The 26,246-nt window shown below is 65.7% G+C and carries 27 protein-coding genes; 8 read left to right on the top strand and 19 right to left on the bottom strand.

Annotated features, from left to right (window positions below; genetic code table 11):
• Window positions 1-24: 24 nt before the first annotated feature.
• The 8 genes from QA642_RS18520 to flgB form a co-directional block, all read right to left on the bottom strand.
• Window positions 25-1,032 carry a Tim44 domain-containing protein gene (locus tag QA642_RS18520; protein WP_283085911.1) on the bottom strand — a complete coding sequence of 336 codons (1,008 nt, stop codon included), beginning with the start codon at window positions 1,030-1,032 and terminating at the stop codon, window positions 25-27.
• Between the two features lie 324 nt (window positions 1,033-1,356).
• Window positions 1,357-3,945 carry a cell cycle histidine kinase CckA gene (locus QA642_RS18515; RefSeq protein WP_283085910.1) on the bottom strand — a complete coding sequence of 863 codons (2,589 nt, stop codon included), beginning with the start codon at window positions 3,943-3,945 and terminating at the stop codon, window positions 1,357-1,359.
• A gap of 154 nt (window positions 3,946-4,099) precedes the next feature.
• The gene (gene flhB, locus QA642_RS18510; RefSeq protein WP_283085909.1) at window positions 4,100-5,179 is read right to left on the bottom strand and encodes a flagellar biosynthesis protein FlhB; all 1,080 of its coding nucleotides are present in this window, start codon (window positions 5,177-5,179) and stop codon (window positions 4,100-4,102) included.
• Window positions 5,180-5,186: 7 nt separating this feature from the next.
• Entirely contained in the window at window positions 5,187-5,957 is a 771-nt protein-coding gene (gene fliR / locus QA642_RS18505) for a flagellar biosynthetic protein FliR (RefSeq protein ID WP_283085908.1), read from the bottom strand.
• 17 nt (window positions 5,958-5,974) lie between these two features.
• Window positions 5,975-6,238: a flagellar biosynthesis protein FliQ gene (fliQ, locus tag QA642_RS18500; protein WP_074123897.1), complete on the bottom strand. Its 264-nt coding sequence runs from the start codon at window positions 6,236-6,238 to the stop codon at window positions 5,975-5,977.
• Between the two features lie 128 nt (window positions 6,239-6,366).
• Window positions 6,367-6,675 carry a flagellar hook-basal body complex protein FliE gene (fliE, locus tag QA642_RS18495; protein ID WP_008142413.1) on the bottom strand — a complete coding sequence of 103 codons (309 nt, stop codon included), beginning with the start codon at window positions 6,673-6,675 and terminating at the stop codon, window positions 6,367-6,369.
• Window positions 6,676-6,691: 16 nt separating this feature from the next.
• Entirely contained in the window at window positions 6,692-7,117 is a 426-nt protein-coding gene (gene flgC, locus QA642_RS18490; RefSeq protein WP_008142415.1) for a flagellar basal body rod protein FlgC, read from the bottom strand.
• Between the two features lie 13 nt (window positions 7,118-7,130).
• Entirely contained in the window at window positions 7,131-7,535 is a 405-nt protein-coding gene (flgB, locus tag QA642_RS18485) for a flagellar basal body rod protein FlgB (protein ID WP_092213402.1), read from the bottom strand.
• Window positions 7,536-7,892: 357 nt separating this feature from the next.
• On the opposite strand from flgB, the gene QA642_RS18480 reads away from it, so the two are divergent.
• Window positions 7,893-8,861 (top strand): flagellar biosynthetic protein FliO, encoded by a 969-nt coding sequence (locus tag QA642_RS18480; RefSeq protein WP_283085907.1) that lies wholly within the window; start codon window positions 7,893-7,895, stop codon window positions 8,859-8,861.
• Window positions 8,858-9,610: a flagellar type III secretion system pore protein FliP gene (gene fliP, locus QA642_RS18475; RefSeq protein WP_283085906.1), complete on the top strand. Its 753-nt coding sequence runs from the start codon at window positions 8,858-8,860 to the stop codon at window positions 9,608-9,610. The genes QA642_RS18480 and fliP overlap by 4 nt, the downstream gene beginning before the upstream one ends.
• Before the next feature lie 206 nt (window positions 9,611-9,816).
• On the opposite strand, the gene QA642_RS18470 is transcribed toward fliP, so the two are convergent.
• From QA642_RS18470 to fliL, 6 genes are all read right to left on the bottom strand, one after another.
• The gene (locus QA642_RS18470; protein WP_283085905.1) at window positions 9,817-10,053 is read right to left on the bottom strand and encodes a hypothetical protein; all 237 of its coding nucleotides are present in this window, start codon (window positions 10,051-10,053) and stop codon (window positions 9,817-9,819) included.
• Between the two features lie 81 nt (window positions 10,054-10,134).
• Window positions 10,135-13,872: a tetratricopeptide repeat protein gene (locus QA642_RS18465; RefSeq protein ID WP_283085904.1), complete on the bottom strand. Its 3,738-nt coding sequence runs from the start codon at window positions 13,870-13,872 to the stop codon at window positions 10,135-10,137.
• Window positions 13,873-13,975: 103 nt separating this feature from the next.
• Window positions 13,976-14,737, bottom strand: a complete 762-nt coding sequence (locus tag QA642_RS18460; protein WP_283085903.1) for a flagellar protein FlbB — start codon at window positions 14,735-14,737, stop codon at window positions 13,976-13,978.
• 9 nt (window positions 14,738-14,746) lie between these two features.
• The gene (locus QA642_RS18455; RefSeq protein ID WP_283085902.1) at window positions 14,747-15,193 is read right to left on the bottom strand and encodes a DUF6468 domain-containing protein; all 447 of its coding nucleotides are present in this window, start codon (window positions 15,191-15,193) and stop codon (window positions 14,747-14,749) included.
• Window positions 15,190-16,392 (bottom strand): flagellar motor switch protein FliM, encoded by a 1,203-nt coding sequence (gene fliM / locus QA642_RS18450; RefSeq protein ID WP_027560322.1) that lies wholly within the window; start codon window positions 16,390-16,392, stop codon window positions 15,190-15,192. Before fliM ends, QA642_RS18455 begins: the two co-directional genes overlap by 4 nt.
• A gap of 18 nt (window positions 16,393-16,410) precedes the next feature.
• Window positions 16,411-16,911 (bottom strand): flagellar basal body-associated protein FliL, encoded by a 501-nt coding sequence (fliL, locus tag QA642_RS18445; protein ID WP_027560323.1) that lies wholly within the window; start codon window positions 16,909-16,911, stop codon window positions 16,411-16,413.
• A 377-nt stretch (window positions 16,912-17,288) separates the two neighbouring features.
• On the opposite strand from fliL, the gene flgF reads away from it, so the two are divergent.
• Genes flgF through flgH form a run of 4 tightly spaced genes read left to right on the top strand, consistent with a single transcriptional unit; the run spans window position 17,289 to window position 20,770 of the window.
• Window positions 17,289-18,050: a flagellar basal-body rod protein FlgF gene (gene flgF / locus QA642_RS18440; RefSeq protein ID WP_283085901.1), complete on the top strand. Its 762-nt coding sequence runs from the start codon at window positions 17,289-17,291 to the stop codon at window positions 18,048-18,050.
• Between the two features lie 16 nt (window positions 18,051-18,066).
• Window positions 18,067-18,855 carry a flagellar basal-body rod protein FlgG gene (gene flgG, locus QA642_RS18435; protein ID WP_283085900.1) on the top strand — a complete coding sequence of 263 codons (789 nt, stop codon included), beginning with the start codon at window positions 18,067-18,069 and terminating at the stop codon, window positions 18,853-18,855.
• 10 nt (window positions 18,856-18,865) lie between these two features.
• Window positions 18,866-20,005 carry a flagellar basal body P-ring formation chaperone FlgA gene (flgA, locus tag QA642_RS18430; protein ID WP_283085899.1) on the top strand — a complete coding sequence of 380 codons (1,140 nt, stop codon included), beginning with the start codon at window positions 18,866-18,868 and terminating at the stop codon, window positions 20,003-20,005.
• Between the two features lie 3 nt (window positions 20,006-20,008).
• Entirely contained in the window at window positions 20,009-20,770 is a 762-nt protein-coding gene (gene flgH / locus QA642_RS18425) for a flagellar basal body L-ring protein FlgH (RefSeq protein ID WP_283085898.1), read from the top strand.
• 262 nt (window positions 20,771-21,032) lie between these two features.
• Here flgH and QA642_RS18420 read toward each other — a convergent pair whose 3' ends face one another.
• Both QA642_RS18420 and QA642_RS18415 read right to left on the bottom strand, forming a co-directional pair.
• The gene (locus tag QA642_RS18420) at window positions 21,033-21,812 is read right to left on the bottom strand and encodes a fumarylacetoacetate hydrolase family protein (RefSeq protein ID WP_283085897.1); all 780 of its coding nucleotides are present in this window, start codon (window positions 21,810-21,812) and stop codon (window positions 21,033-21,035) included.
• A gap of 81 nt (window positions 21,813-21,893) precedes the next feature.
• Window positions 21,894-22,922, bottom strand: a complete 1,029-nt coding sequence (locus QA642_RS18415) for an aldehyde reductase (RefSeq protein ID WP_283085896.1) — start codon at window positions 22,920-22,922, stop codon at window positions 21,894-21,896.
• A 94-nt stretch (window positions 22,923-23,016) separates the two neighbouring features.
• On the opposite strand from QA642_RS18415, the gene QA642_RS18410 reads away from it, so the two are divergent.
• Window positions 23,017-23,415 (top strand): helix-turn-helix domain-containing protein, encoded by a 399-nt coding sequence (locus QA642_RS18410; protein ID WP_283085895.1) that lies wholly within the window; start codon window positions 23,017-23,019, stop codon window positions 23,413-23,415.
• A 284-nt stretch (window positions 23,416-23,699) separates the two neighbouring features.
• On the opposite strand, the gene dksA is transcribed toward QA642_RS18410, so the two are convergent.
• On the bottom strand, window positions 23,700-24,065 hold the full coding sequence (gene dksA / locus QA642_RS18405; RefSeq protein WP_008554760.1) for an RNA polymerase-binding protein DksA: 366 nt from the start codon (window positions 24,063-24,065) through the stop codon (window positions 23,700-23,702).
• Between the two features lie 214 nt (window positions 24,066-24,279).
• Window positions 24,280-24,891 (bottom strand): NAD(P)-dependent oxidoreductase, encoded by a 612-nt coding sequence (locus QA642_RS18400; protein WP_283085894.1) that lies wholly within the window; start codon window positions 24,889-24,891, stop codon window positions 24,280-24,282.
• A 143-nt stretch (window positions 24,892-25,034) separates the two neighbouring features.
• On the opposite strand from QA642_RS18400, the gene QA642_RS18395 reads away from it, so the two are divergent.
• Window positions 25,035-25,406: a helix-turn-helix domain-containing protein gene (locus QA642_RS18395; protein ID WP_283085893.1), complete on the top strand. Its 372-nt coding sequence runs from the start codon at window positions 25,035-25,037 to the stop codon at window positions 25,404-25,406.
• A 196-nt stretch (window positions 25,407-25,602) separates the two neighbouring features.
• On the opposite strand, the gene QA642_RS18390 is transcribed toward QA642_RS18395, so the two are convergent.
• Window positions 25,603-26,016 (bottom strand): flagellar assembly protein FliX, encoded by a 414-nt coding sequence (locus QA642_RS18390; protein WP_283085892.1) that lies wholly within the window; start codon window positions 26,014-26,016, stop codon window positions 25,603-25,605.
• Between the last annotated feature and the right edge of the window lie 230 nt (window positions 26,017-26,246).

Genomic DNA, 26,246 nt, shown 5'->3' with positions numbered 1-26,246 from the left:
CCTGGTTTCTCATCTCGTCCGCAATCAGTTGGTCTGCTGGATCGCTGACAATTCCCAGCCGCCGCCCGGACGACGGGCGAAGGTCCAGATTTCGGTCGCCTCGCCCGGCTGCTCGCTGCCGGCAACGATCGCGCCGGTGTTGCGGTCCAGCGTCTTGTCGGTCAGCGCGAAGCGCAGCGCCACCGTGGCGTACTCGGTCTCTCCTTCGCGCCAGGCTTCCGCGAGGTCGCCCTGGAGCAGCTTCACGTTGCTGACCTTGTTCACCGCGTTGCGCGCGCGGTTCTGGGCAAGGTCCTGCTCGAAATAGGAGACCATCTCGGGCGTCGCGAGCGTGTGCAGCTTGGCCACGTCCTCGTTCGACCAGGCGGTCTGGATCTCGCCGAGCAGGCGCTCGAACGCCTCATAGTCGTCAGGCTTGATCTCGAGCGGTGCGTTGTTGGCGCCGAAGCCGAAGCCGCCGAGACCACCTCCCAGTCCCCCGCCGAGGCCGCTGCGATAGTTCGTCTGGGGTCCCGGACCGGCACTTGCGTCAGCATTGGCGTAGGCCGCCTGCGGGCTGTGACGGCGCTGCCACCACGACATCGCCAGCCGCACCACGAACACCACGAGCACGATCTGGATGATCAGGCCGAGGATCGAGGACAGGCCGCCGAGGCCGCCGAACAGGCCGCCGCCGAACAGCATGCCGAGCAGGCCTGCGCCGAGGAAGCCGGCCGCAAGGCCGCCGAGGAAGCCGCCGCCGCGGCCGAACAGGCCGCCACGCGCCGGCGCGGCCGAATTCATCCCTGCGCCCGGCTGGGTGTAGGTGCGGTTGAACTGCGAGGTCGAGCCCGGCGCGGTCGTGGTCGACGGCGGCGCCGAATAGGTCCGCGAGCCGCGCGACCCCGACGACATGCCACCGCCGACGCGCGCGTCGGCAGACGAGATGGCGAGCGCGGTCGGCAGCGCAAGCGCCAGCACGACGGCGATCGTCTTGAAGAGACTGCGGGAGCGTTGCGAGAAATTCATGTGCGTTTCCCAAATCCCCGGCATGGGGACGTGGCCATAAGATGGGCAGACTTCCCGAAAAGTGAAGACGGTTTCGGAACCCGCAGCTGCGGCCCTCAGTCGCGGGGATGTGGCAAAAGCCCATATTTGGCGGGGGTTTGCCGGGGTGGCGCGGGGGAACCGTGGTCGCGGGTTACCACCGGCTTAACGGGGTGAATTCCGCTTTTGCCCGTGAGTGCGGACGAACTCTCTCCTCCGTCATTGCGAGAAGCTCTCGCGACGACGCAATCCAGAATCTTTCCACGGAGACAGTCTGGATTGCTTCGTCGCTTCGCTCCTCGCAATGACGGCAAGCGTTATGGCGCGCCCTCACCCCTGCTTCGTCATCGTCTCCTTCACCGCCGCCACGAGCTGGCTGAGGGTGAACGGCTTTGGCAGGAAATCGAACTGCTGGCCCTCGGGCAGGCTCTTCTCGAAGGCGTCCTCGGCGTAGCCGGAGACGAAGATGAATTTGATGTCGGGATTCTTCTCGCGCATGGCCTTGAGCAGCGTCGGGCCGTCCATCTCCGGCATCACGACGTCGGAGACGACGAGATCGATCGCGCCGCTCTGCTCGTCCAGCACCTCCATGGCCTCGACGCCGTTCTCGGCCTCGACCACGGTGTAGCCGCGCGAGCGCAGGCCGCGGGCGTTGAGCGCACGCAGGCCCTCTTCGTCCTCGACGAGAAGGATGGTTCCCTGCCCGGTGAGATCGGTGCGCGGCTTTGCCTCCGCCGCCGCGGGCGCGGCCTCCTTCGCAGCGCCATTGGTGGCGCTGACGGCCGTTGCCGCCGGCTGCTCGACCTGCACCTCGGCCTCGGGATGATGGCGCGGCAGGAAGATGTGGAACGAGGTGCCCTGCCCCGGCTCCGAGTCCACATAAATGAAGCCGCCGGTCTGCTTGACGATGCCGTAGACGGTGGAGAGGCCAAGGCCGGTACCTTTGCCCACCTCTTTCGTCGAGAAGAACGGCTCGAAGATCTTGTCGCGGATGTCGGCGGGAATGCCGGTGCCGGTGTCGGCGACCTCGATCCGCACATAGTCCGCGGCCGGCATGCCCTTGTAGGCGAGCTTGGCCGCTTCCTCGGCGGTGACGTTGGCGGTGCGGATGATCAGCTTGCCGCCGTCGGGCATGGCGTCGCGCGCGTTCACCGCGAGGTTGACGATGACCTGCTCGAACTGGGAGACGTCGACCTTGACCGGCCAGAGGTCGCGGCCGTGGATGGTCTCGTGCTTGACCTTCTCGCCGATCAGCCGGCGCAGCAGCATGGCGAGGTCGGAGAGCGCATCGCCGAGGTCGAGAACCTGCGGTCGCAGCGTCTGCCGCCGCGAGAACGCCAGCAGCTGCCGCACCAATGTGGCGGCGCGCGTCGCGTTCTGCTTGATCTGCATGATATCCTGGAACGACGGATCGGTCGGCTTGTGCGCGTTCAGCAGGAAGTCGTTCGCCATCATGATGGCGGACAGCACGTTGTTGAAGTCGTGCGCGATGCCGCCGGCGAGCTGCCCGACCGTCTCCATCTTCTGCGACTGGTTGATCTGGTTCTCCAGCGCACGCCGCTCGGTGGTCTCGAGCATGTGCACGATGGCCGCTTCCGCCTCGTTCTCGGCAGCGTCCACCGGCGTGACGAAGAACTGGCCCCAGCGCTCCTTGGTGCCTTCCAGCGCGACCTCGACCGGCGCGACGTCGGCCTGGCCGTCGGCGGCCTGGTTGATGGCCGCGATCAGAAGCTGGCGGTCGCGCGAATTGACCGCGCGGAAGATCGACTTGGAGGCGCTGTCGAGGCCGAGCGCCTGGCCGAGCTTGGCGTAGCGCGCGTTCGCCCGCACGACATTGCCGGCGCGATCGACGGTGGCGATCGCCATCGGCGTGTGGTCGAAGAAGCGCATGAAGCGCACTTCGGCGGCCCGATCAGGATCGCTGCGCTCGTCGCGGGCGCGGCTGATGACGAGCGTGCGCGACGGCCCCGGCGCGCCGTCGGCGCCGAAGGCGAGCTTGTGGTAGAGCCGCACCGGCATGGTCTTGCCAGTGCGCATGCGCAGGTCGATGTCGAAGACCTCGGTCTTCACCTCGCCTGGAACCGCCACGATCGCGGTGAGCAGCGAGGCGCCGTCGCCGGAGACGATGTCGGTGAGCTTCAGGCCGCCGGAACCGATCTCGGCGAGGTCGTAGTCGAGCCAGTTCGCCAGCGTCGCGTTGACATAGGCGAGCTCGCCGGCCGGATTGACCGAGAAGAAGCCGCAAGGCGCGTGGTCGAGATATTCGATTGCGTGCTGGAGCTCCTGGAACACGTCCTCCTGGCGCTCGCGGTCGCGGGTGATGTCGGCGATCGACCACACCGCGTATTTGGCCTCGCGCTTGCCGCCGCCGAGCGGGCGCACGCGCATCCGCAGCCAACGGCCCTGGCTGCCCTCGTGGCCGGAGATGCGCACTTCTTCCTGCTGCCGCTTGCCTTCGCGGGCGGCTTTGAGCAGGCGGAACACGGCCTCGGAGACGTCGGGGTTGCCGATGAAGACGCGCTCGACGGGCCGCACGTCCTGCGGGCCGACGGCGCCCGTCAACGTCAGATAGGCCGCATTGGAATAGACCACGTGGCCGCGCGGATCGGTCACGGCGAGGCCATCGAAGGCATGATCGGAGATGCGGCCGATGATGGGATCGTCCAGACTACGGTCGGCGAAGCGGATGATGCCGGCGGCGAAGGCGAACAGGTTGAACAGGCCGACCATCGCCAGCACGGCGAGGATGCCGAGGATGTAAGGCTGCGCCTGCGCGCGCCCGAGCGTCATCAACCCGACGGCGACCGCGACGAGACCGGCGGCCACCAGCAGCACCAGCGCAATGCTGCCCGAGCGCGGCGACGGCTCGTGCGCCGCAACGGGCTCGCGTGTGAGGTCGTGGTCGGTCTCAGCAGTCATATCAAGCCGGCGCAGCCTGTCGGCAGAGAATCAACGCGCCATCGCGCGCACGGGGCCTTCCCTGCCTCAATCGGACCCGCAGGCGCAAGGGCAGCAGGGGCGAAAGGTACGCTGATTCCCAGATTACGGCCATTTCCGGTACTTTTCGGGTGTTTTATCCCCGCCCGGCGCCGAATCCACGCTTCAGCCGCATGACGTAACCAATGACTTCGGCGACCGCATGGTAGTGCTCGGTCGGGATTTCCTGGTCGATATCGACGGTGGCGTAGAGCGCACGGGCCAGCGGCACGTTCTCGACGATCGGGATGTCGTGCTCGCGCGCGATCTCCCGGATCTTGAAAGCGAGGTTGTCGACGCCCTTGGCGACGCAGATCGGCGCCGACATGCCGCGCTCGTAGGACAGCGCCACCGAATAGTGGGTCGGGTTGGTGATGATCACGGAGGCCTTGGGAACCGCCGCCATCATGCGCTTCTTGGAGCGCTGCTGGCGCAATTGCCTGAGCTTGCCCTTGATGTGCGGGTCGCCTTCGGACTGCTTGAACTCTTCCTTGATCTCCTGGAGCGACATCTTCTGCCGCTGGAACCAGCTGCGATACTGGAAGAAATAGTCGCCGATCGCGATGATCGCGAGCGCCGCGACCACCGCGCCGAGCAGATGGATGGTCATGCTGGTGGTAGCGCCCAGCATGGCGGCCGGATCGAGCTTGACCATCGCCTCCATGCGATGCCGCTCCGGCCATAGGACTATGGTCATAACCGCGCCGAGCACGACGAGTTTGCCGAGGCCCTTGAGGAAGTTCGCCGCCGCCTGCTTGCCGAAGATGCGCTTCAAGCCCTCGGCGGGCGAAAGCTTGCTGAACTTCGGCTTGAGGGATTCGGCCGACCACACCAGACGGTGCTGGAGCATGTTGCCGGCAATCGCCGCCAGCACCAGCATCAAGAGCGGCACGCCGACCGCCGCGAGCACGGCGATCTCGATCTGCTGCATCAGCGCGAGCAGGTTCCCGCCGTCGGTCTTGATCATCCAGGAATTGGCGAGCAGATTGCGCATCGGCGTCACCAGCCCGCTGCCGACCGATCCCGAAAAGGTCGAGACCACAAGCGTGCCGCCCGCGATCATGAACCAGGTGTTGATCTCCTGGCTTTTCGCAACGTCGCCGCGTTCGAGCGCCTCCTCGAGGCGCTTTTGTGTCGGGTCTTCTGTTTTACTTTCGGGATCGTTGTCTTCCGCCATCGATCACCTATTTGAGCGGCATCATCTGGTGCATGACACCGATGAAGTAATCCAGATACGTACCCATCATCGCGGTGAGCACCACGGCGAGCACCAGGAAGCCCGCGAAGATCGACAGCGGCACGCCGACGAAATAGACCTGCATTTGCGGCATCAGCCGCGCCAGCACACCGAGCCCGATGTTGAAGACGAGGCCGAACACCAGGAACGGCCCGGAGAGCTGCAAGCCCAGGCGGAACGCGGCGGCGAAGGCGCGCGTCGCCAGCGAAGCGACGTCACCGCTCGACATCGTCTCGCCCGGCGAGAAGATCGTGTAGCTGTCGTTCAGCGCCGCGATCACGAGGTGATGGCTGTCGGTGGCAAACAGCAGCGTAACGCCGAGCATGGTCAGGAAGTTGCCGACCAGAACGCCCTGCTGCCCCTGCGTCGGATCGACCGAGGTGACGAAGCCGAGCCCCATCTGCTGCGCAATCACGGAGCCGGCGACTTGAAGGGCCGACAGCGTCACGCGCGCGGTCGCGCCCAGCACGATGCCGATCACGATCTCATGCAGCATCAGCACCAGAAGCGGCGCCAGCGAACCCATGTCGACATGATAGGCATTGCGGTGCAACGGCAGGATGATCAGCGTGAGCAGCAGCGCGATCGACAATTTTATGCGCGTCGGGATGTTGGTCTCGCCGAGGCCTGGCAACAGCATCACCATCGCACCGACCCGGGCGAAGGCGAGCATGAAGGACGCGGCGAGCGCCGGCAGCAGCGAGACGTCGATGCGCATGACGGGCGCATTGTGCCTCAGCCGCCGATGATTCGCGACGAGATCCGCAGCATGTGGGCGTGGAGCGAGTCGGCCATGAATGGAAGCGCTAATAACATCGTGGCAAAGATCGCGAGGATCTTCGGCACGTAGATCAGCGTCTGCTCCTGGATCTGCGTCAGCGCCTGGAACAGCGACACGATGACGCCGACCACGAGGCCGACCAGCATCAGCGGCGAGGACACGATCACGATGGTCCAGATCGCATCACGCGCGACGTCGAGGGTTTCGGGTCCGGTCATTTTGGATTTCTCACAGTGAGTTATTTTTCGTCATTCCGGGGCTCGCGCAGCGAGAGCCCGGAATCCATACTCCAGATCGTGGTTATGGATTCCGGGCTCGCGCTACGCGCGCCCCGGAATGACAACCGTCAGATCGGCATCTTCATGATGTCTTCATACGCGGCGATCACGCGGTCGCGGACCGAGACCAGCGTGGACACCGCAACGTCGGTGTCGGCGACCGCCGTCACCACGTCCATCACGTTGGCCTTGCCGGCGGCCATCGCCACCGTCTGCGCGTCGGACTTGCGGCCGGACTCCATGACGCTGCCGACCGCGTCTTTCAGCAGCGAAGCAAAGGACTGCCCGCTCGCTTCGCTGCCCTTGCCGGCGCCGCTGTTCTCCAGCACGCGGGCGAGGTTGGCGTAGGCATTGGCGGCGATTGTCGGTGATGCCATGGCTCAAATGTCCTGTTCAGCTCTTGAGGATGTCGAGCGTGCGCTGGATCATCCGGCGCGTCGCACTGATGATGTTGAGATTGGCCTCGTAGGACCGCTGCGCATCGCGCATGTCGGTCATCTCGACCACCGAGTTCACGTTGGGATATTTGACGTTGCCGGTGGCATCCGCCGCCGGATTGTTCGGCTCATACTTGACGCGGAAGTTGGACTGGTCGGGCTTGATCTTGCCGAGGGTGACGACCTGGGCGTCGAGCGTCCGATCGAGCGCGGAGGAGAAGGTCGGCACCTTGCGCCGGTAGGGATCGCCGCCTGCACTCTGCGAGGTCGAGTCCGCGTTCGCGATGTTTTCCGAGATCACCCGCATGCGCCCGGCCTGCGCCCGCAGGCCGGAGGTCGCGATCGCCATCGAGCGGGCAAAGTCGCTGCTGTCATTCGCCATGATCTACCCCAGCCTAACCCTTGCCGATCGCGGTCTTGAGCAGATGCAGGCTCTTCGAATAGAGCGAGGTCGCCGCCGCGTAATCCATCTGGTTGCTGGCGGCCTTCATCATCTCCTCTTCGAGATTGACGGCATTGCCCGCGGGACGGGTCTCGAAGCCCGCATTCTTGTTTTGGTCGAAGCTGGAGGCCGCGCCCGACGGCGTCATGTGCGAGGCGCTGGTCACGGTCATCGCCAGCGGGCCCATCGAGCCGGTCACCGCGCCGGATTTGTCGAGCTTCGGCTCGACCAGGTCACGCGGCCGGAATTTGGGGGTGTCGGAGTTGGAGACGTTCTCGGACAGGACGCGCTGGCGCTCCTGATGCCACTGCATCTTGGTGCGAAGCGCCGACAGCACCGGGAGGTCGTTGATGGACATCGTTGCGGCTCCTTCCGCCGTCGGACCTGTGTCCGAAGCTAGGCAGAATTTGCCGCCTGTATGGTTAACAGGTGGTTAAGGATGCCGGGAACGCATGACGCTCGCTTGTCCTTGCCGGGACACAAATTTGGCGCCCCGTGATTCTACGTTCCCAAAAGTGGCATTAACCCAACCGCTTGGCGGGCGTGCACAGGCCAAGAAGTCGTTTTGGATCGGGCGATTCATAGGTTAATAAGACTTGGGGACGGCAAAACTTGCCGTAGGACGTTAAGAGATCGCAGTTTTGGGGCATCGTACGCCGGTGGTTGGCGCATCTGACCATGGGCGCAAGAAAAGCGCCATTTGTCGGGGACAAGTATGCAAGGCAGCCCTATCACCTTCATCCTCGCGTTCATCGTCGTTCTGGCGTTGATCGGCGTCGCTGCTTGGCTGGTGCGCCGATTCGCCGGTAACCGGCTCGGCGCCAACACCCAGCGCGGCAGGATGCCCCGGCTCGCCGTGATCGATGCTGCCGCGGTCGACGGCCGGCGCCGCCTGGTGCTGGTCCGGCGCGACAATGTCGAGCATCTCCTGATGATCGGCGGCCCGACCGACATCGTCGTCGAGCCCAACATCGTTCGTGCCGCCCCGGGCCGCGACCAGCTCCCGCAGCGTTCCAACGCCGCCGAACCGCCGCGCCTCGCCCCGATGCCGGATGCCGGCGGCTGGGCCGATGAGGCTCCGCGGCCCGAACTGCTCGATCATCCCGAGCCGCAAATGCCCGAGCCGCCGCCGCGGCCCGCGCGCCCGTCCTTCGCCGACGAAGTGCGCCGGCCCGCGCCCGCTTTGGCCGAGCGCCGCAGCGAGCCGTCGTTGCCCGGCTTTCCGCCGGAGCCGATCGCGCCGCGCCCCGAGCGCGAGTCGCGTCCCGAGCCGCTCCCGCCACGCATTGCCCGCAATGAGCCGCCGCTGATGCCGCGTCCGCCGCGCCAGGGCGAGCCCGTAAAGGTGCCGCCGGTGCGCGCCGAGCGCCCGGCCGCACCGCCGCCGCCCGTGCCGCAGGCGCCGCCCGTTCTGCCGCCGGCCCCCGCTGCTGCGCCCTCGAGCGCCGAGCAGAATCTCGCCGAGATGGCGCAGCGTCTTGAAGCTGCGCTGCGCCGCCCGGCCGGCGAGACGGCCGCGCCTCCGGTTGCGCCCGAGCCGCCCGCGGCGGCGCCGCGCGCAGCCCGCATAGAGCCGCCGGCGCCATCGGCACCGCCGCCAAAGCCGGCCGCGGAGAAGACCAGCTTTGAGAATCTCGAAGACGAGATGGCCTCCCTGCTCGGCCGTCCGAAGCCGTCTTCGTGAGGCTGCCGGCCCTCCCGCGTAGAGTTGTTTTTCTTTCTGTCCTGATCGGCGCGGCTTCGCTCGCGATGCCTGCCCATGCGCAGGACATCAGCATCAATCTCGGCGGCCAGGGCGGCGGCGTCACCGAACGCGCGATCCAGCTGATCGCGCTGCTCACGGTGCTGTCGATCGCGCCGTCGATCCTGATCATGATGACGTCGTTCACGCGCATCGTGGTGGTGCTGTCGCTGCTGCGCACCGCGATGGGCACGGCGACCGCGCCGCCGAACTCCGTGATCATTGCGCTGGCGATGTTCCTCACCTTCTTCGTGATGGGGCCGGTGCTGCAGAAATCCTACGACGAGGGCATCCGCCCGCTCGTCGCCAACCAGGTCAGCGTCGAGGACGCGCTTCAGCGCGCCTCCGTCCCCTTGCGCGGCTTCATGCAGAAGAACGTGCGCGAGAAGGACCTCAAGCTGTTCCTGGATCTCTCCGGCGAACCGCCGCCTGCCACCCCGGACGAGCTCGCACTTCGCATCCTCATCCCCGCCTTCATGATCTCCGAGCTGAAACGCGCCTTCGAGATTGGCTTCCTGCTGTTTCTCCCGTTCCTGATCATCGACCTCGTCGTCGCTTCGGTGCTGATGTCGATGGGCATGATGATGCTGCCGCCGGCGACGATCTCGCTGCCGTTCAAGCTGATCTTCTTCGTGCTGGTCGACGGCTGGTCGCTGGTCGCGGGAAGCCTTGTGCAGAGTTACGGGGGATAGTGGGAGATCTGCTGAGCCAACAGCGACGCGTCCTCTCAGATTCAGTAATTGTCGCTGTCCTCTCCCCGTCATTGCGAGGAGCTCTTGCGACGAAGCAATCCAGAGTCTTTGCGCGGAGACAGACTGGATTGCTTCGCTGCGCTCGCAATGACGGAGAGGCAGCGCCCCGGGCCGCGCTTCGCGCGAGGCGCTATGACAGCCGTTCCCTACCCCTTCACATCATACTGCTTGCTGAGGTGATCGCCGATCTGCACCAGCATGGCGACGCTTTCGGGGAAGCCCGGCCGGTCTCGTGTGGCCTGGTCGGCGTCGACGCGGAACTCCCAGCTGTCGCCGTCGCGGACGATGGAGATGGCGAGGTCGTCCGGGCCATCGGCATGGGCCTTCAGCTCGGCCCGCGCCATGGCGATGAGTTCGGCTTCGGTCTTGGCAGGCTTGCTCATTTCGACGCTCTCCCGGCATGAAGGGGTACAGGTTGCCGCCTTGCGCGGCACCTGTCGAGAGGCCGAGACGTAGCAGGGTTCCTACCGCGTCATCTTGATCTGCCGCACGACCGGGATCGTGGGCAGCGAGCCGGTGTGGTCGGTCTCGTCATGGGCCTGCGGCGCGGCCGGCGCGCGGGCGGTGGCGTCCGGGAAGCGCTGCTTCATCTCGCGCAGGAAACCGTCGAGCGTGTCGACGCTGGCAGCTAACTTGGCGACCTCGGCGAATTCGGCACTGGAGGCCGCGGCCGGCTTGCTGGCGATGTCGAAAGCGACGCGGTCGGCGCTCTCGCTCATCAGCGGTGCGTATTTCTCGCGGAAGCGCGACAGGCCGATGGAATCGTCGGCAAGCGCATAACCGACGGCGGCGCGAATGATGTCGCTCTTCTCCACCGCATTGAGCGGCTTGAAGTCGCGGAAGCGGTCGCCGTAATAGAGCTCGATCTGCTCGGCAGACTCGCGCCAGCGCCGCGCCGCCCAGAAGATGTCGGAGCGCAGGCGCAGCACCTCGCGCCCGGAGACGTTGGAGACGATGTCGAGCGCGAGATCGTGGCGGCCGACGTCGCTCTGCGCCCGCGCTTCCAACAGTAGCCGCTGCTGCCGCAGCTCGCCGGAAAGATCGCTGATGCGGCTCGCGCGCAGCGCCGTGATCGCCATGTCGGGCTTGCGGTTGGCGAGATAGATCATGGAGAGGCGCGCGGCGACCTGCGCACGCGCGGCCCCCTCGAGGCGGTGGTCGACCTGATATTGCAGCAGCTCGGCAGCCTGATCGAGCAGGTCGATCGAGGCGAGACGGTCGGCGAGCCGGCGGATCAGTTCGTCGCCGCGACGGCCGATCGGCGTCAGCTCGCGGAACTCGTAGAACATCCCGAGCGCCTCGACCGGCGGCAGCTCGTCGCCTTTGGGTCCCAGGAATATCTGCGTGAACAGGTCGGAGGCGAGGTCCTGCGCCTGCCGCGAGGCTTCCGCATTCGGCTGGAGCTTCGTTGCGGTACGCGCCGCGGCGAGCGCGTCCCGATAGCGCCCGTTCTCGGCATACATCTTCGACAGCATCTGGAGCGTCTTGACCTCGATCGAGTCACCGCGCCAGGTCATCGACAGCGTCTCGAGATCGCGCAGCGCGTCTTCCTTGCTGATCTCGTCGCGCTTCTGGCGCAGCGCCACTTCCAGCTGCTTGGCCTCGGCCGCCCCCTGGCGGTCGTTCGAGGCCACCGCGAATTTGTAGTCGTCGAGCGCGTCCTTGTCGTGGCCGAGCGCCTCGGCGAGCCGGCCCCGCAACACGGCAAAGCCGGGCGCCGCCTCGGGCGGCACACCGACCACCTCGATCTCGCCGCGGCGTTTGGAGGCGCCGGCATAGTCCTTCACTTCGAGCGCGGCGCGCATCGCGTCCATCGTCACGATGCGCTGGATGTCGAGCGGCAGCGAGGCGATGGCGAACTCGACGTTCTTGAATTTCTCGCGGGCGTCCGCCCATTTGCCCTGGCGCGCATAGGCGAGCGCTTTCCAGAGCTGGGAATCGTGGCTGTTGCCGATCACGGGATTGGCGAGGTCCTTCAGACCCTGCGCCGGCCGGCCGATCAGGATGCTCGCGATCGCATGCATGATCAGCGCGCTGCTCTCCTCCTTGTTGAGGGGATCGCTCAGCATCATGTCGGTCACGGACTTGGCTTCGTGGTACATGGCGCGCGACATGTAGAACTGCGCGAGGTCGAGTCGCGGCAGCGAACGCTGCGCCGGCTCGACCGCCGAGATCGCCGTGACCAGATCGCTCTGGCGCGTCCAGAAATTCTCCGACTGGCCCTTGCGCCAACCCTCGGGGCTGAAGATCGGGCGCACCGCGGTCGGCGCCCGCTCGGCCGAGATGTCGACGGGCGACAGCGTCAATCCGCCCTTCTTGCCGAGGATGACCTTGTCGGACCCGACCTCGACGCCGACCTCGTCGGAGTTCGGACGGATCGCGATGCCGTGCGCGGATTCCAGCAGCGACAGATCGACGAGGTCCTGCCGCTTGATGAAGCCGCGCACCGGCCGCTGCGCGGTGACGACATACAGCGTGTCGCCGGCGTCGGGATCGGTCAGCTTGTGCAGAAGGCCCGGATTGGCGAAGGGAATCGCGATGTTGGCGAGCGCGGGATCGGTGATGTTGCGCGACATCAACAGTGGCAACGGCGTCGCCTGGATCTTGTCGGCGAGTGTGAGCAGCCAGTTGGTCTCCTTGCCGACTTCCTCGCTGGTCAGCGAGTAGACCAGCGGCCGAGTGAGACGGATGCGGACCGCCTGCCCCTTGTCGAGCGGCACGCGGCCGACCTCGCCGATCATCGCGCCGCCCCTGGTGCGGATCGCCTCGACATCGATCGGCTTCGGCGTGTCGAACACCAGCCAGACCGTGTCGCCACGACGGAACGCCGCCGCAGCCGTTGCGACCTGAATCGGGAACGTCACGCGCAGGCCGTCGCTGTCGCGGCGCGCATCGACGCTGGCAATCGCCGGCTGCGGGGGCGCCTCGGCAGGTACAGCCTTCACGGATTCCTTGGCCGGCTCCTTCGCGACCTCCTTGGGCGCTTCGATAACCTCCGCCTTTGCGGGCGCGGCTGGAGCTTCGGCGACGGGTGGCGTGGGCTTCGGAGCCTCCTTCACGATCTCCTTGACGGTCTCCTTGGGCGCTTCCGCAGCGTGCGCTGCCTCAGCCGCGGGAGCCGGCACCGGCTTCGGCGCTTCGACGGGCGGCATCGCGGCGGGCGCTTCCGGCTTCACCTCGGGCTTCACCTCGATCTTGGCTTCTCGCGCGATCGTCTCCGAAGTCGGCGGCGTGATCTCGCGATGGGCGTCCTTCTTCTCGGCCACAGGCTTTTCAGGCGCAGGCGCAGGTCCATGGCCTTGGGCCGCGGGCTTGGCCTGCGCGATCACGGACTCGGCCGTCGCCGCGGTCTTGCCCTTCTCCGGCTGGAACGAGATGTCGACGACGTAATTCTTGTCGTCGCGGAAGGAGTGCACGTCGGAATCGCCGATCAGCGCGATCTCGACATTGGTCTGGTCGATATCGGCCTTCTGCTTGATCGAGGCGACGTTCGGCGGCGCCGCGACGACGGCATCCGCGAGATCGAAATTCAGGTTGGCGTTGAAGGCGAGCGTGAGCTTCTGCTCGTTGAGCACGGAGGAGACACCGACGCCGTCGGGCATCTCGAACACGAAGCGGACGAAGGTCGGCTGCACCGAGGCGCGCACGCGGATCTGCGGACGCTTCTTGCTCTCGGCCGCGGCCCGCTGCGCACGCAGCGCGCGTTCGGCCACGCGCGCGCGCTCGGCGAGCTCCTTGACCACGTCCATCGGCAGGCTCGGCGGCGGTCCCTTCCAGCCCTCCGGCAGGAGGTCGATGAAGGTGCGCTCGCCGGCATTCATGGTGTTGACGGTGACGCGCCGCGCCAGCGACAGGCGGATGGCGCCGCCATCAGGATCGCGCCGGGCGGAATTGACGTAATCAGGCGCGCCTTCCGGCACGCGGTCGACGGGAACGTCGACCGGCCGGTCGAAGCGGACGATGAGGATGGAGCCCGCGGTCGTCACCTCGGAGGGAACGTCCTCGCCGAGCTTGATCACGAGACGGGCAAAGCCGCCGCCGGCCGAGAAGGTCGCCTCGCCGCGGATCGGATCGGCGGCCCGGGCCGAGCCACCGAAACCGACCATCAGGCAGGCCGCCAGCAGAGGCGCCTTGCGGACATGACGCGACAGCCCCTGCGCCAGAGCGCGGGCTCGCGACAACAATCCAGCCTCTCGCGCCATTGGCGGCATGTCTTCCGGCTTCGACGATCCACGCCGGCGCTAGGGCCGGCCCCTGCCTTCGAATGTAGGTTTTGCCAATTAAGGACTTCTTAAGTATGAGCCCTCAATTCGGCTTTTGCGTCGGCTTGCCCTCGATCTTGGGCAGGTCGCCGGCCGAGGCGGAGAGATCGCCGCTGCCATTGGCTCTTCGGGCCATCTCGACCGTCAGCCGCTCGGCGGCTTCCGGCGACATCAATCCGAGGATGTCCGACATCTTGCGCGGCGCGATGGCCGAGGCGATCTCGATCAATACGCCCATCTCCAGCCGGTCGAACACCCGCGCGGCATCCTTGGGCTTCATGCCCTCATACATGGTCACGAGACCCTTCATGCGCTGGGCTTCGGCGGCCTTCTGCTCGGCCTGCGTGGCGGAGATGCGGGTCTCCACCGCCTTCATCTCCTCGACCTTGTTCTCGATGCGCTTCTCGGCCGACTTGAGCAGGCTCTCGCGGATGTCGATCTCGCGCTGGCGGGCCTCGATCTCCTGGCGGCGCGCCTGCAGGCGCTCGAGGATCGCGCGCTCGGAGGCCGAGACCTGCGGCTGGGCTTCCTCCACCTTGACCACGGTGCCTTCGGGCTTGGTCTCGGGCGCGGCGGGCTTGGGCGCCTCCTTCGGCGCGCCATGGGTCGAGCCGGTGATGTCGGGGTCCTCGCGGCCGGTCGGGAAGTTCAGATTCTCCTGCGCCCAGGATTTCTTGGTCGGGTTCGGCTGGTAGTCGAACACATAGCCGCCGTTGATCGCCAGGCCCGCCACCTTCAGCGTGGCGAGACCTGCGACGGCAACCAGGACGACCGGAATGACGCGGATGTTACGAAAGGACTTCATACCCTGACTTCATGCGGCAAGGCCGTTGGATCGGCGGCGCTCGGAGAAGGCTTCGGCCGCGGCCGCCACCGCCTTCGCCGAGGCGGGCCTGGCTGCGGGCGCTGCGGCCGTTTCCGGAGTGGTGGCGGGGCGCGCAGCGATCGCGATCTTGGACAGGCGCCGCACCACGTTGTCGGCCTCGCCGAGCTGCTTGTAGAGCTGGTCGGACATTTGCGTCGCCGCGGCGAGCTGGCTGCCGAGGTTCTCGTTGACGTCGCGCACGGCGAGCTTCAGCCCGCCGATCGCGCGCTCGGCGATCTCGGTCGCGGTGATCAGCTCGGCGATGACCGCCTTCAGCGAATGCTCGTCGGCCTTCAGGCGCGTCAGGCGCTTGTTGAGCAGGATGCAGTAGCCGATCGTGAGCATCAGCAGGATCGCCACCAGCGTCTCGATCGCCATTCCCAGGGAGTGGTTCATGGGGCCTCCATCATCTTGTTCTGCTCGTCCACCTTCTCGAACATCGCAAGTGTCGTACTTGGCTTGCGCAAGGGTTTCGTCACGCGGATCGCGACGCGGTCGCCGACCCGGCCCATCCGCCCCTCGGTCAGGGTGACGTCGCCGCAGCGCACGGTCACGTTGGCATCGGCCCGCATGTCCAGCGGCAGGGTGTCGCCGACTTTGAGCCGCATCAGCTGCTTGAGCGGAATGTCGGCCTCGTAGAGCACGGCATCGACGGCGATCTCGGCCTGCACGATCTCGGTGGCGAAATGGCCCTCCCAGATCGGGTCGCGGCCGAACTTTTCGCCCATGAACATCTGGAGCAGCACGCCCCTGATGGGTTCGATGGTGGCGTAAGGCAGCAGCAGCTCGATATTGCCGCCGCGGTCTTCCATGTCGATGCGCAGGCGCACCAGGATCGCGGCGTTGGCGGGACGGCTGATCGCGGCAAAGCGCGGATTGGTCTCGAGCCGGTCGATCGTGAAGGTCACCGGCGACAGCGGCCGAAACGCCTGCTCGGCATCGGCCAGCACCACCTCGACCAGCCGCTTGACGAGTTCGGTCTCGATCGTGGTGTAGGGCCGGCCCTCGATGCGGAGCTGGCTGGTGCCGCGGCGGCCACCGAGCAGCACGTCGATCATCGAGTAGATCAGGTTGGAATCGACCGTCGCCATGCCGAAGTTTTCCCACTCCTCGGCCTTGAACACCGAGAGCACGGCCGGCAGCGGTATCGAGTTCATGTAGTCGCCGAAGCGCACCGAGGTGATGCGGTCGAGCGAGACTTCGACGTTGTCGGAGGTGAAATTGCGCAAGGACGTCGTCAACAGCCGCACCAGGCGGTCGAAGACGATTTCGAGCATCGGCAGACGCTCGTAGGAGACCATCGCCGAATCGATGATCGCGCGGATGCCGGAATGGTCGTCGAGTGTGACGTCGCCGACGGTGAAGCCGAGGAGATTGTCGATCTCCTCCTGCGACAGCACCCGCTCGCCGGAGTTCTTGCCGGTGCCGAGATCGCGGCTGCCGTCCTCGACCATGGCCGCCCATTGCAGGGCCATGGTCTCCGATAGCTCGTTTTCAGCAGCAGCCTTCGCGGCTTCCGCGGGATCCTCGGAATCGAGCGACGCCTCCCATTGGGCGGCAATCGCATCCTGGTCCATCTGCTCGTTGCCGGCCATGGCGCTAGCCCATTACCCTCACTGGACCACGACTTCCTTGAACAGCACCGCGCTGACCTGGATCGGCGCGACCGCCGCGTTGACGCGCTTGGTCAGCTCTTCCTTGAGGCGGAAGATGCCGGCGGAGCCGTTGAGGTCGGAGGGGCGCAGTTCGCGCACATAGGTCTGGAAGATGTCGGTGACGCGCGGCATCGTCGGCTTGATCGCCTCGATCTGCTTCTCTTCCTTCAGCTCCAGCACGATCTTGAGCCGCAGATATTGCACGCGCTCGCCCGGCGCGCCGGCAAGGTTGACCATCATATCGGGGACGTCGACGAACGCCGGGGGCTTGGGCGGCGGCGCCGCCTCGGCGTGATGCTCGTCCTCGCCATGGCGGAAGAAGAAGAACCAGGTCGCGGCCCCACCGCCGAGGACGGCGAGCAGGCCGACGGCCATGATGATGAGCTTCAGCTTGTTCTTCGGCGGAGCGGCTTCTGCGCCCTCAGTGGCTGCGCCGCCTTCCGCTTCATTCTCTGCCATGGTCGCCCGGCTCATCTCTCAAAGGAATCGAAAGAGCGAAGTCTCCTGGCAGACAGTGACGCGATACAAATGCCCCAGCGCAATGCGCTCCTCTTACGCGCAAACGCTACGGTAATAATGGTTAACGGAACCTTTCGATTGGCCCTCTGCTAGGAAAAATCTGCCGGGCAAACATGGCTAACAGAACCTTTCTGCCGGCCGCCGGCGCCCTCGAAAAATCGACAATCCATTGAAATTTAATATCTTTTCAGGTTGGCACGGCTTTCGCTAAGAGAGTGGCGAGACCGAAGGTTTGGGAGAACCCGACAGTCTCGTTCACGGGTCCGCCAAGGCGCTTGGGAGAGCGAGGTGGCAGGCCCACTCAGGGGAGATTTCCGATGCAGAACGCGCTTCTGATCGGCCTGTCGCGGCAGATGACGTTGGAACGGCAGATGGATGTCATCGCCAACAACGTCGCCAATGCCAACACCAACGGCTTCAAGGCCGACCATTCGCTGTTCGAGGAGTACCTCAACTCGAACGCGCGCGAGGACAATTTCATCGGCTCCGACCGCCGCGTCTCCTATGTGCAGGACCGCGGCACCTTCCGCGACGTCGGCCAGGGGGCGATGGAGGAGACCAAGAACCCGCTCGACGTGGCGATCTCCGGCAACGCGTTCTTCGCGGTGCAAGCCAACGGCGCCGAGCGCTACACCCGCGACGGCAAATTCACGCTCAGCAGCACCGGCCAGCTCGTCACCTCCGACGGCAACCTCGTGCTCGGCACCGGCGGCCCGATCACGTTCCAGCCGACCGACCACGACATCAACATCGCGCCCGACGGCACCATCACCGTGCTCGAGGGCACCGCCAAGACCGACTCGATCCGCGGCAAGATCCGCATGGTGTCGTTCGACGATCCGGCCAAGCTGACCAAGCTCGGCGCCAACCTCTACGACGCCGGCTCCGCGACCCAGCAGGCCGACACCAAGTCCACCGCGCAGCAGGGCTACATCGAGAAGTCGAACGTGAATGCGGTCGGCGAGATGAGCCGCATGGTCGAGGTCATGCGCAGCTACACCGCCATCGCCAACCTGCTGCAGCAGCAAAGCGACCTCCACAAATCGGCGATCGAGAAGCTCGCCGACGTTCCGGCCTGATTAGGAGAGAACTGACATGCAGGCGCTTCACACCGCAGCGACCGGAATGGCGGCACAGGAACTCAACGTTCAGGTGATCTCCAACAACATCGCCAACCTCCGCACCACCGGCTTCAAGAAGCAGACCGCGGCGTTCCAGGACCTGATCTACGAGCACGTCCGCCGCGTCGGCGCGCAGGCCTCCGACCAGGGCACCATCGTGCCTGTCGGCGTCGACATTGGCGGCGGCGTCAAGACCGTCGGCACGCCGCGCAGCATGACGCAAGGAACGCTGTCGCAGACCGGCAACGATCTCGACCTCGCGGTCTCGGGCGATGGCTTCTTCAAGATCCTGATGCCCGACGGCACCTACCAGTACACCCGCGACGGCACCTTCCAGATGGACAATCAGGGCCGCGTCGTCACCGCGCAGGGCAACCCGGTGCAGCCGACGATCACGATCCCGCAAAATGCCTCGGGCCTCGCCGTCAACGAGCAGGGCCAGGTCTCGGTGACGCTGCCGGGCTCGTCAACCTCGACCGTGCTCGGCCAGATCGGCCTCACCCGGTTCATCAACAAGGCCGGCCTTCAGCCGGTCGGCAGCAATCAGTTCACCGAGACGCCCTCCTCCGGTCCGCCGCAGGACGGCACCGCGAACGCCGAGGGTTACGGCAAGATCACGCAAGGCAGCCTGGAGCAGGCCAATGTCGACGTCGTCTCGGAGATGAGCGACCTGATTGCCGCGCAGCGCGCCTACGAGATGAACGCCAAGGTCATCAGCGCCGCCGACCAGATGATGCAATCGACCACGGCGCTGTTCCGCTGAGGTGATGACGATGATCCGCACCACACTCGCCACGATCTCCGCCCTGCTGGTGCTGGCCCTGCCGGCGCAAGCCGCCGACGACGTCATTGCCGCGCCGACGCTGCGCGCCAGCGTCACCGTGACCTCGGACGTGGTGCGGGTCGGCGACCTCATCGACAATGCCGGCTCGACCGCGCTGACCCCGGTCTACCGCTCGCCCGATCTCGGCACCACCGGTGCGCTGCCGGTCGCCCAGGTGCTGAGCGTGCTCCGCGCCAAGCAGGTGATCGGCGTGATGACCGGCGACATCAAGGAGGTCCAGGTCACCCGCCTCGCCCGCACGCTCGCGAGCAAGGATCTCGAGACCGCGGTCGCCTCCGCGCTCGAGCGCCGCTTCGGCCTTGGGGATGCCGCCAACATCGCGGTCACCTTCGACCGCGGCGTCTCCGACATGCGGCTGGATGCCTCGAGCACCGGCGCGCTCCAGCCGGTGGCGACGCGCTACGACGCTCGCAGCGGCCGTTTCGACATCGCCTTCGAAGTCAGCAACGACAGCAATTCCACGCCGACCAAGCTGCGCTTCACCGGCACCGCGATCGAGACGGTGGAAGTGGCCGTGCTGACGCGCGACATCGATCGCGCCGACCTGCTCAAATCCTCCGACATCTCGCTGGAACGCCGGCCCAAGGCGGAAGTCACCGGCGAGCCTGCCTCGCGCGAACGCACCATCGGCATGCAGCTGCGCCGGCCGATGCGCGCGGGCACGCCGATCCGCGTCGCCGACATCGTCAAGCCCGACTTCGTGCAGCGCGACCAGAGCGTCACCGTCATCTACCAGGTCCCCGGGATCTATCTCACCACCCGCGGCAAGGCGATCGAGAGCGGCGCCGAGGGCGACATCGTCAGCGTCCTCAACCTCCAGACCAAGCGCACCCTGACCGGAATCGTCACCGGCCGCGGCCAGGTGACGGTCCAGGGTGCCAGCCAGTCCGCGCCGATGGCGCCTGCGGTCGAGCAGACCTCCTCGCTGAAGCGGGACGAAGCGCCCGCACCCGTCGACACTGCAGCTCTGGTCCGGAACCTGGTCCAGGCCCCCGCATCGCAGGCTCAGATCGCACAAGCCCAGATCCCGCAAACTCGCGTCTCGCAAGCTCCAGCCAAGTCAGAGTAAGTCATGTCCTCGTTCAGTTCGGCTTCCCGTCTTCGTCGCATCGCGATCTCCGCCCTGCTGCTGGCAGCCAGCGCGCTGGGCGGCTGCTCTTCGATCGACCGCCTGTCGCAGATCGGCGAGCAGCCGAAATTGTCCGCGATCGACAATCCGACGACGCAGCCCGGCTACAAGCCGGTGCAGATGCCGATGCCGAAGCCGGAAGTCGCCTCCTACAATCCGAACTCGCTGTGGCGCAACGGCAGCCGCGCCTTCTTCAAGGACCAGCGCGCCCACCAGATCGGCGACCTGCTCACCGTGACCGTGAACATCACCGACAAGGCCAACATTGCCAACGAGACCCAGCGCAGCCGCACCAACTCGGAAAATTCGGGCATCAGCGACTTCATCGGCGCGCAGACCATCACGCAGGCGCACAAGATCCTGCCGGGCCGCATCCTCACCGCCGACTCCACCGCCTCCAGCGACGGCAAAGGCTCGGTCAACCGCACGGAAGCCCTGCAGACCAACGTCGCCGCGGTGGTCACCCAGGTGCTGCCGAACGGCAACCTCGTGGTGGAAGGCAAGCAGGAGATCCGCGTCAACTACGAGATCCGCGAGCTCGTGGTCGCAGGCATCGTCCGCCCCGAAGACATCCAGAGCGACAACACCATCGACTCCACGAAGATCGCACAAGCCCGCATCGCCTATGGCGGCCGCGGCCAGATCACGGACGTGCAGCAGCCGCGCTACGGCCAGCAAGTCATGGACGTGCTGCTGCCCTTCTAATCTCTCCCGAGCTCCCACATCGTGTTCGCGAACCTAGGCGCGAACGACGGTGTACTACGCGGCCCTCGCTAGCTCCCCTGGCGAGGGCCGCATGTGTTTTTGGCGAGCGGCTGTATCAGCGCATCAGGTCCGCGCAATTGTAGCGACGCCGCAGGCCCCGCACTCCGTCATTGCGAGCGCAGCGAAGCAATCCAGACTGCCGCCGCGGAAGGACTCTGGATTGCTTCGTCGCTTCGCTCCTCGCAATGAGGACGCGGAGAGCTCACGTAAACTCCGCCTCCACCACGCCCAGCCCATCCAGCTCCATCCGCACCTTGTCGCCGGCTTTCAGCCACAGCGTCTTCACGAGGCTTCCGGTCAGAACGAGCTGCCCCGCATGCAAACCCTTGCCTTCCGCGGCGAGATGGTTGGCGAGCCAGGCGAGCGCGTTGTGGGGATGGCCGAGCACGTCGGCGCCGGTGCCGTGGCTGACCTCTTCGCCGTTGACGATGGCGCGGCCCTTGACCGCTTTCAAGTCCGGCACCGACGAGCGCGGCACCGCCTCGCCGAGCACGCAGCCGGCGGCGAAGAAGTCGTCGGCGATCAGCGTTGGCGCGCCCATCGTTTCCCACTTCACATAGCGGTCGTCGACGATCTCGATCGCGGGTTGATAGGCCTCGACCGCCTCGCCGACCCATTCGGCCGTGAACGGCGCCTCGCCGGCGGCGAGGTCGCGCTGCAGCCGCACCGCGATCTCGCATTCGACGCCGACGCGGACATAATCTTTGGCGGCGAGCTTCGCGCCGCTGTCATGCACACCCTTCTCGAACACGCCGCCGCCGCAAGGGTGCGGGATGCCGATATAGTCCTGCATCACCTGGCTGGTGCAGCCGATCTTGTAGCCGACCAGCGGCCCGACATGCGGCAGCAGCAGATCGTGCAGCGCCCGCTGGACCCGGTAGCCCTCGGCCTCGTCGGCTGGAGGACGCTCCAGCGCCGCGAGCGGCGCATGGTTGCGGCGCGCCAGCGCGATCGCCTTTGCGCCTGCGAGAATCTTGTCCATCGGCGCCGTCTCCCACGCTACCCAATCGAGGACGGCACTTCAGCATCCCCGCCGTGGCGTGACAAGCGTGCCCGGGCGACCTCAACCCTTGACCAGGTCGAGCCGGATCAGGCTTTCGGCTGTGGCGAGGATCGCCTCGTCGTTCGAGCGGGGCTGCCAGCCCAGCACCGACCTCGCCTTGGCGCTGGTGGAATGCCTGACACGTCCAAGCATCGGAACCACGGCGCGCAGCAGCGGGACCCGGGTTGCCGCCAGCCGCACCAGCCAGTCCGGGGCCTGGAGCCGCGGAACCCGCCGCGCCCGCGGTCCGAGTTCCCGCCGCAATACCTTGCCGATGTCCAGGATCGACATCGTCTCGCCGGAGACCGCGATGAAGCGCTCGCCCTTCGCTTCGGGCGCCGTCATCGCCCGCAGGTGCAAATCGGCGACGTCGCGCCCATCGACCACGCCAAAATAGACCCGCGGCACCGCCGGCATGGCGCCGTCGAGCAGCGATTTCACGATCTCGATCGAGCCGGAGAAGTCCGGCCCCAGCACGGGACCAAAAATGCCCGCGGGATTGACCACCGACAGTTCGAGCCCGCCGCCCTCGCGCGCGACGAAATCCCAGGCCGCCCGCTCGGCCAGGGTCTTGGACTTGATGTAGGGCTGCACGTCGCTGCCTGTGAGATTGGTCCAGTCGGTCTCGTCGAACGGTTTTTCGCGTGGCGGATGGCCGTAGCCGATCGCACCCAGCGAAGAGGTGATGACGACCCGCTTGACGCCGGCCTCGCGCGCCGCGCGCAGCACCCGCAGCGTGCCGTCGCGGGCGGGGATGATCATCTCGTTCTCGTCCTTGGGAACACTGGTCGACAGGGGCGAGGCGACATGAAGCACGTAATCGCAGCCGGCGACGGCCTCGCGCCAACCGTCGTCCGCGGTGAGGTCGGCGGTGAAGAAGGACAGGCTCTCCGGCGCTGCCGCCCCGCCCTCGCGGAGCATCGCCAGCACGTCGTCCCGTCGGTCCGGCCGGCGCACCGTCGTCCGCACCGTATGGCCGGTCGCCATCAATTGCAGGACGACATGGACTCCGACAAAGCCCGAGCCGCCGGTGACCAGAACAGTGCTCATTGCCAAATTCCCTCGTTGCGCCGGCCGGCGAATTGGTTCGCCATGGCCCTGCCAGGTCCGCATCTGGTCACTATCTCGGAAGGGAACAAGTAGAATGGATTTCGAGACCGGTATGGAAAACCTGACCAGCGTTTGCGACGGCCACTGCGATTGCAGCCCGGACCCTGCTTTGCTCGCCGACTTCAAGCGGGCCATCCATGCCCTCGGCGGCAAGTGGAAGCTGGAGATCCTGTTCGCGCTGATGAACGGCACGGTTCGTTTCGGTGCGTTGCGGCGATCGATCGGCGGCATCACCCAGCACATGCTGACGACGCAACTGCGCGAGCTCGAGCAGGACGGTCTCGTGTCACGCACCGTCTTTGCGGGAAAACCCTTAAGGGTCGAGTACGAGCTGACGGATGCGGCTTACGGCCTATTGCCGGCGTTTAAGGAAATATTGAGCTGGTCCAGACTCTATGGCGACGCGCGCCTTGCGGCGTCGCGACAGGCCTGATTGCAGCGATGCGTGATGCAGATCGATCAGCGGCGCAATCTTCGAGTCGATCCCGTTGATGCGACTCGCAAAATCTTCCCCCACCTGAAGTGAAGGCTGTTTCTCATCCGAACTCACGTGAGCTCGGAGGAATCGACTCTAGCCCATTGATCACGATTCACTTTTCGCGATTGCGCTCGCGCGTTGAAGCGCGCGGCCGCAGGCGACAGGCAAAATGCTGATCCCGGCGCGAAACGGCGCCTTGCGTCCCAAAATCAAAGAGCCGCAACTCTGCGGCTCGGACTCTATTCGTCGCGGTAGACCTTCTCGCGTTTCTCGTGGCGCTCCTGCGCTTCCACCGAGAGCGTCGCGATGGGCCGGGCTTCGAGCCGCTTCAAAGAGATCGGTTCGCCGGTGTCCTCGCAATAGCCGTAGGTGTTGTCCTCGATGCGCTGGAGCGCGGCGTCGATCTTGGCGATCAACTTGCGCTGGCGGTCGCGGGCACGGAGTTCGATGGCGCGGTCGGTTTCGGACGATGCCCGATCGGCAAGATCGGGGTGGTTGACGTTCTCCTCCTGCAAGGCTTGCAGGGTGAGCTTGGACTCTTTGAGGATCTCATCCTTCCAGGCGAGGAGCTTCAAACGGAAGTACTCCTTCTGCCGGTCGTTCATGAAAGGCTCTTTTTCGGTCGGTCGGTAGTTTTTCAACTTTTCCAAGGGCGGCCTATCTGTCTAAGCAACGACTCGCAACGGAAACGGGTCCGTTGAGCCGGGCCTTATATAGTGGCCTCCTGTGACAGACAATATTGTCCTGATCGCCCAGGCGCCGCTCCCAAGCCCTTGCACAGGAAGGTTTATCCTGCAGGGCGTGGAAGCGGCCGAAGGCCTAGTAGCCGACCGTGAAGCGCTGCCTCAGATGGGCTGGGCGCTCGATCTCGTCCGCGAGCGCAATGGCGTAGTCGGCGAAGGTGATCCAGCTTTTCCCGTTCGCATCTGCGAGAAGCTGATCGGTCCCGAGCCGGAACTTGCCCGTGCGCTCCCCCTCGACGAACAGCGCCGACGGCGAGATGAAGGTCCAGTTCAGGTCCTTCTCCTGCCGCAGCAGGTCCAGGAACTCGGAACCCTTTTCGGCCTCGGCCTTGTACTGGGCCGGAAAACCGGGGGTTGTGACTAGCTTCACGCCAGGAGCGACCTCCAGGCTGCCGGCGCCACCGACGACGAGGTAACGGCCCACGCCGGACTGCTTCGCTGCGCCGATCAGCTTGAGCGGGTCGCTGGCGAGGAAGTGCACGGAACTGACAGCGACGTCATGCCCTGCCCACAGCGTGGCGAGGCCGGCCTGGTCGAGCACGTCGCCCTTGATGGGCGTGACGTTGGGCAGGACCGCGATCTTCTCGGGATTGCGGGCGATGGCCGTGACCGCGTGGCCGCGGCGGGACAGTTCCTTGGTGATGTCCGATCCGGCCCGGCCCGAGGCGCCGGCGACTGCGATTTTCATGGGAGACTCCTTTGCTTTAGTAACTATCGGTGACTAGATATCGCAAAGAATGCTGGTGTTAAGAGAGCACTTTGTGCTTACCTGATTACGCCGGAGTAACCCGCGTAACCGCCGGAACGGAAATCGAGTTGAGGACCCCGACGATGAAACCCGACGTCTATGCAGCGAACTGCCCCACGCGCCGGATCCTCGATCGCGTCGGCGACAAATGGGCGGTGCTGATCCTGTTGCTGCTGCGCGAGGAGCCGATGCGTTTCAATCAGTTGCGCCGGACGATTGAAGGCATTTCGCAGAAGATGCTGAGCCAGGTTCTCAAATCGCTCGAACGCGACGGCCTGATCAGGCGCCACGCCATCGCGACCGTGCCGGTGACGGTCGAGTATTCGATCACGCAGCTCGGCATTACTCTCGCCGCCGCGGTCGATCCGCTGCGTGATTGGGCCGAACAGAATCTGAAAGACGTGCTCGCCGCCCAGCGCCGCTACGACGCGCAGCTGAAGGATGAAGCGGCGTAGGCGCGTGTGAAAAACGCTTATAGAAGTCCCGTTATCCTGAGGTGCGAGTGGCGCGATGCAACGCATCACGCCGGGAGCCTCGAAGGATGTACGGCCGAGATGCTTCAGCCGGGCCGTCGCCCTTCGAGGGCCGCTGAAGAAGCGGCCACCTCAGGCGACAACGGCTTCGCCGTTGCGCGGGGGTGACGGATAACGGTCAGGCCTGCCCGGCCTTGGCCAGTTCGACCTCGACGCGCAGCTCGATCTCGGCAAGCACGGCATCGAGACCGGCGTCGCCGGACGACGATTTCAAATTCGCCGCCGCATCGCGCAGACGCATCACGGTGGACCCGTCGAGATTACCGGAGAGAAGCCCCATCTTGAGATCGTCGAGCACGTCGAGCGCAGTCTTGCCGCGGGCGACCGAGCGCTTGCGACGCTCGACCGGATCCTCCTCGATGCCTTGCAGTGCGATCAGCGCGTCGATATTGGCGGCGGCCTTCGGTGCGGCGGCACTCCGCGTCTCCTGCGCCGACGAGGTGTCGGGCAGCACGAAGGTGCCCGAACTCGTTCGCCTGGCCTGGCTGGCCGGCGCTCCAAGCGTGGTGCCGTTCGGTCCATAGATGCGCATCGGAAGCAATCCGGGTGATCGATGCCTCACCTTCGCTGTTTTATGGTTAACGGGTCGTAAACAGCCCGGCAAAATCTGCCGCCACACGGCAGTTTCGCTCCTCAGGGACAACGGCCGCTGACGCCGGTCGAAACAGATTTATTCAACCTATTCAGCGATCTAGTTCCACTGCCCTGGGTTGGCACAACGCTCGCAAGGAAAGCGACGGACCAGCTCGTCATGGGAGTGTC

Origin of the sequence: Bradyrhizobium sp. CB2312 (genome assembly GCF_029714425.1) — a bacterium.
Lineage (GTDB): Bacteria > Pseudomonadota > Alphaproteobacteria > Rhizobiales > Xanthobacteraceae > Bradyrhizobium.
The sequence above is the reverse complement of the archived record's forward strand: the minus strand, read 5'-3'. Positions and strand labels throughout refer to the sequence as shown.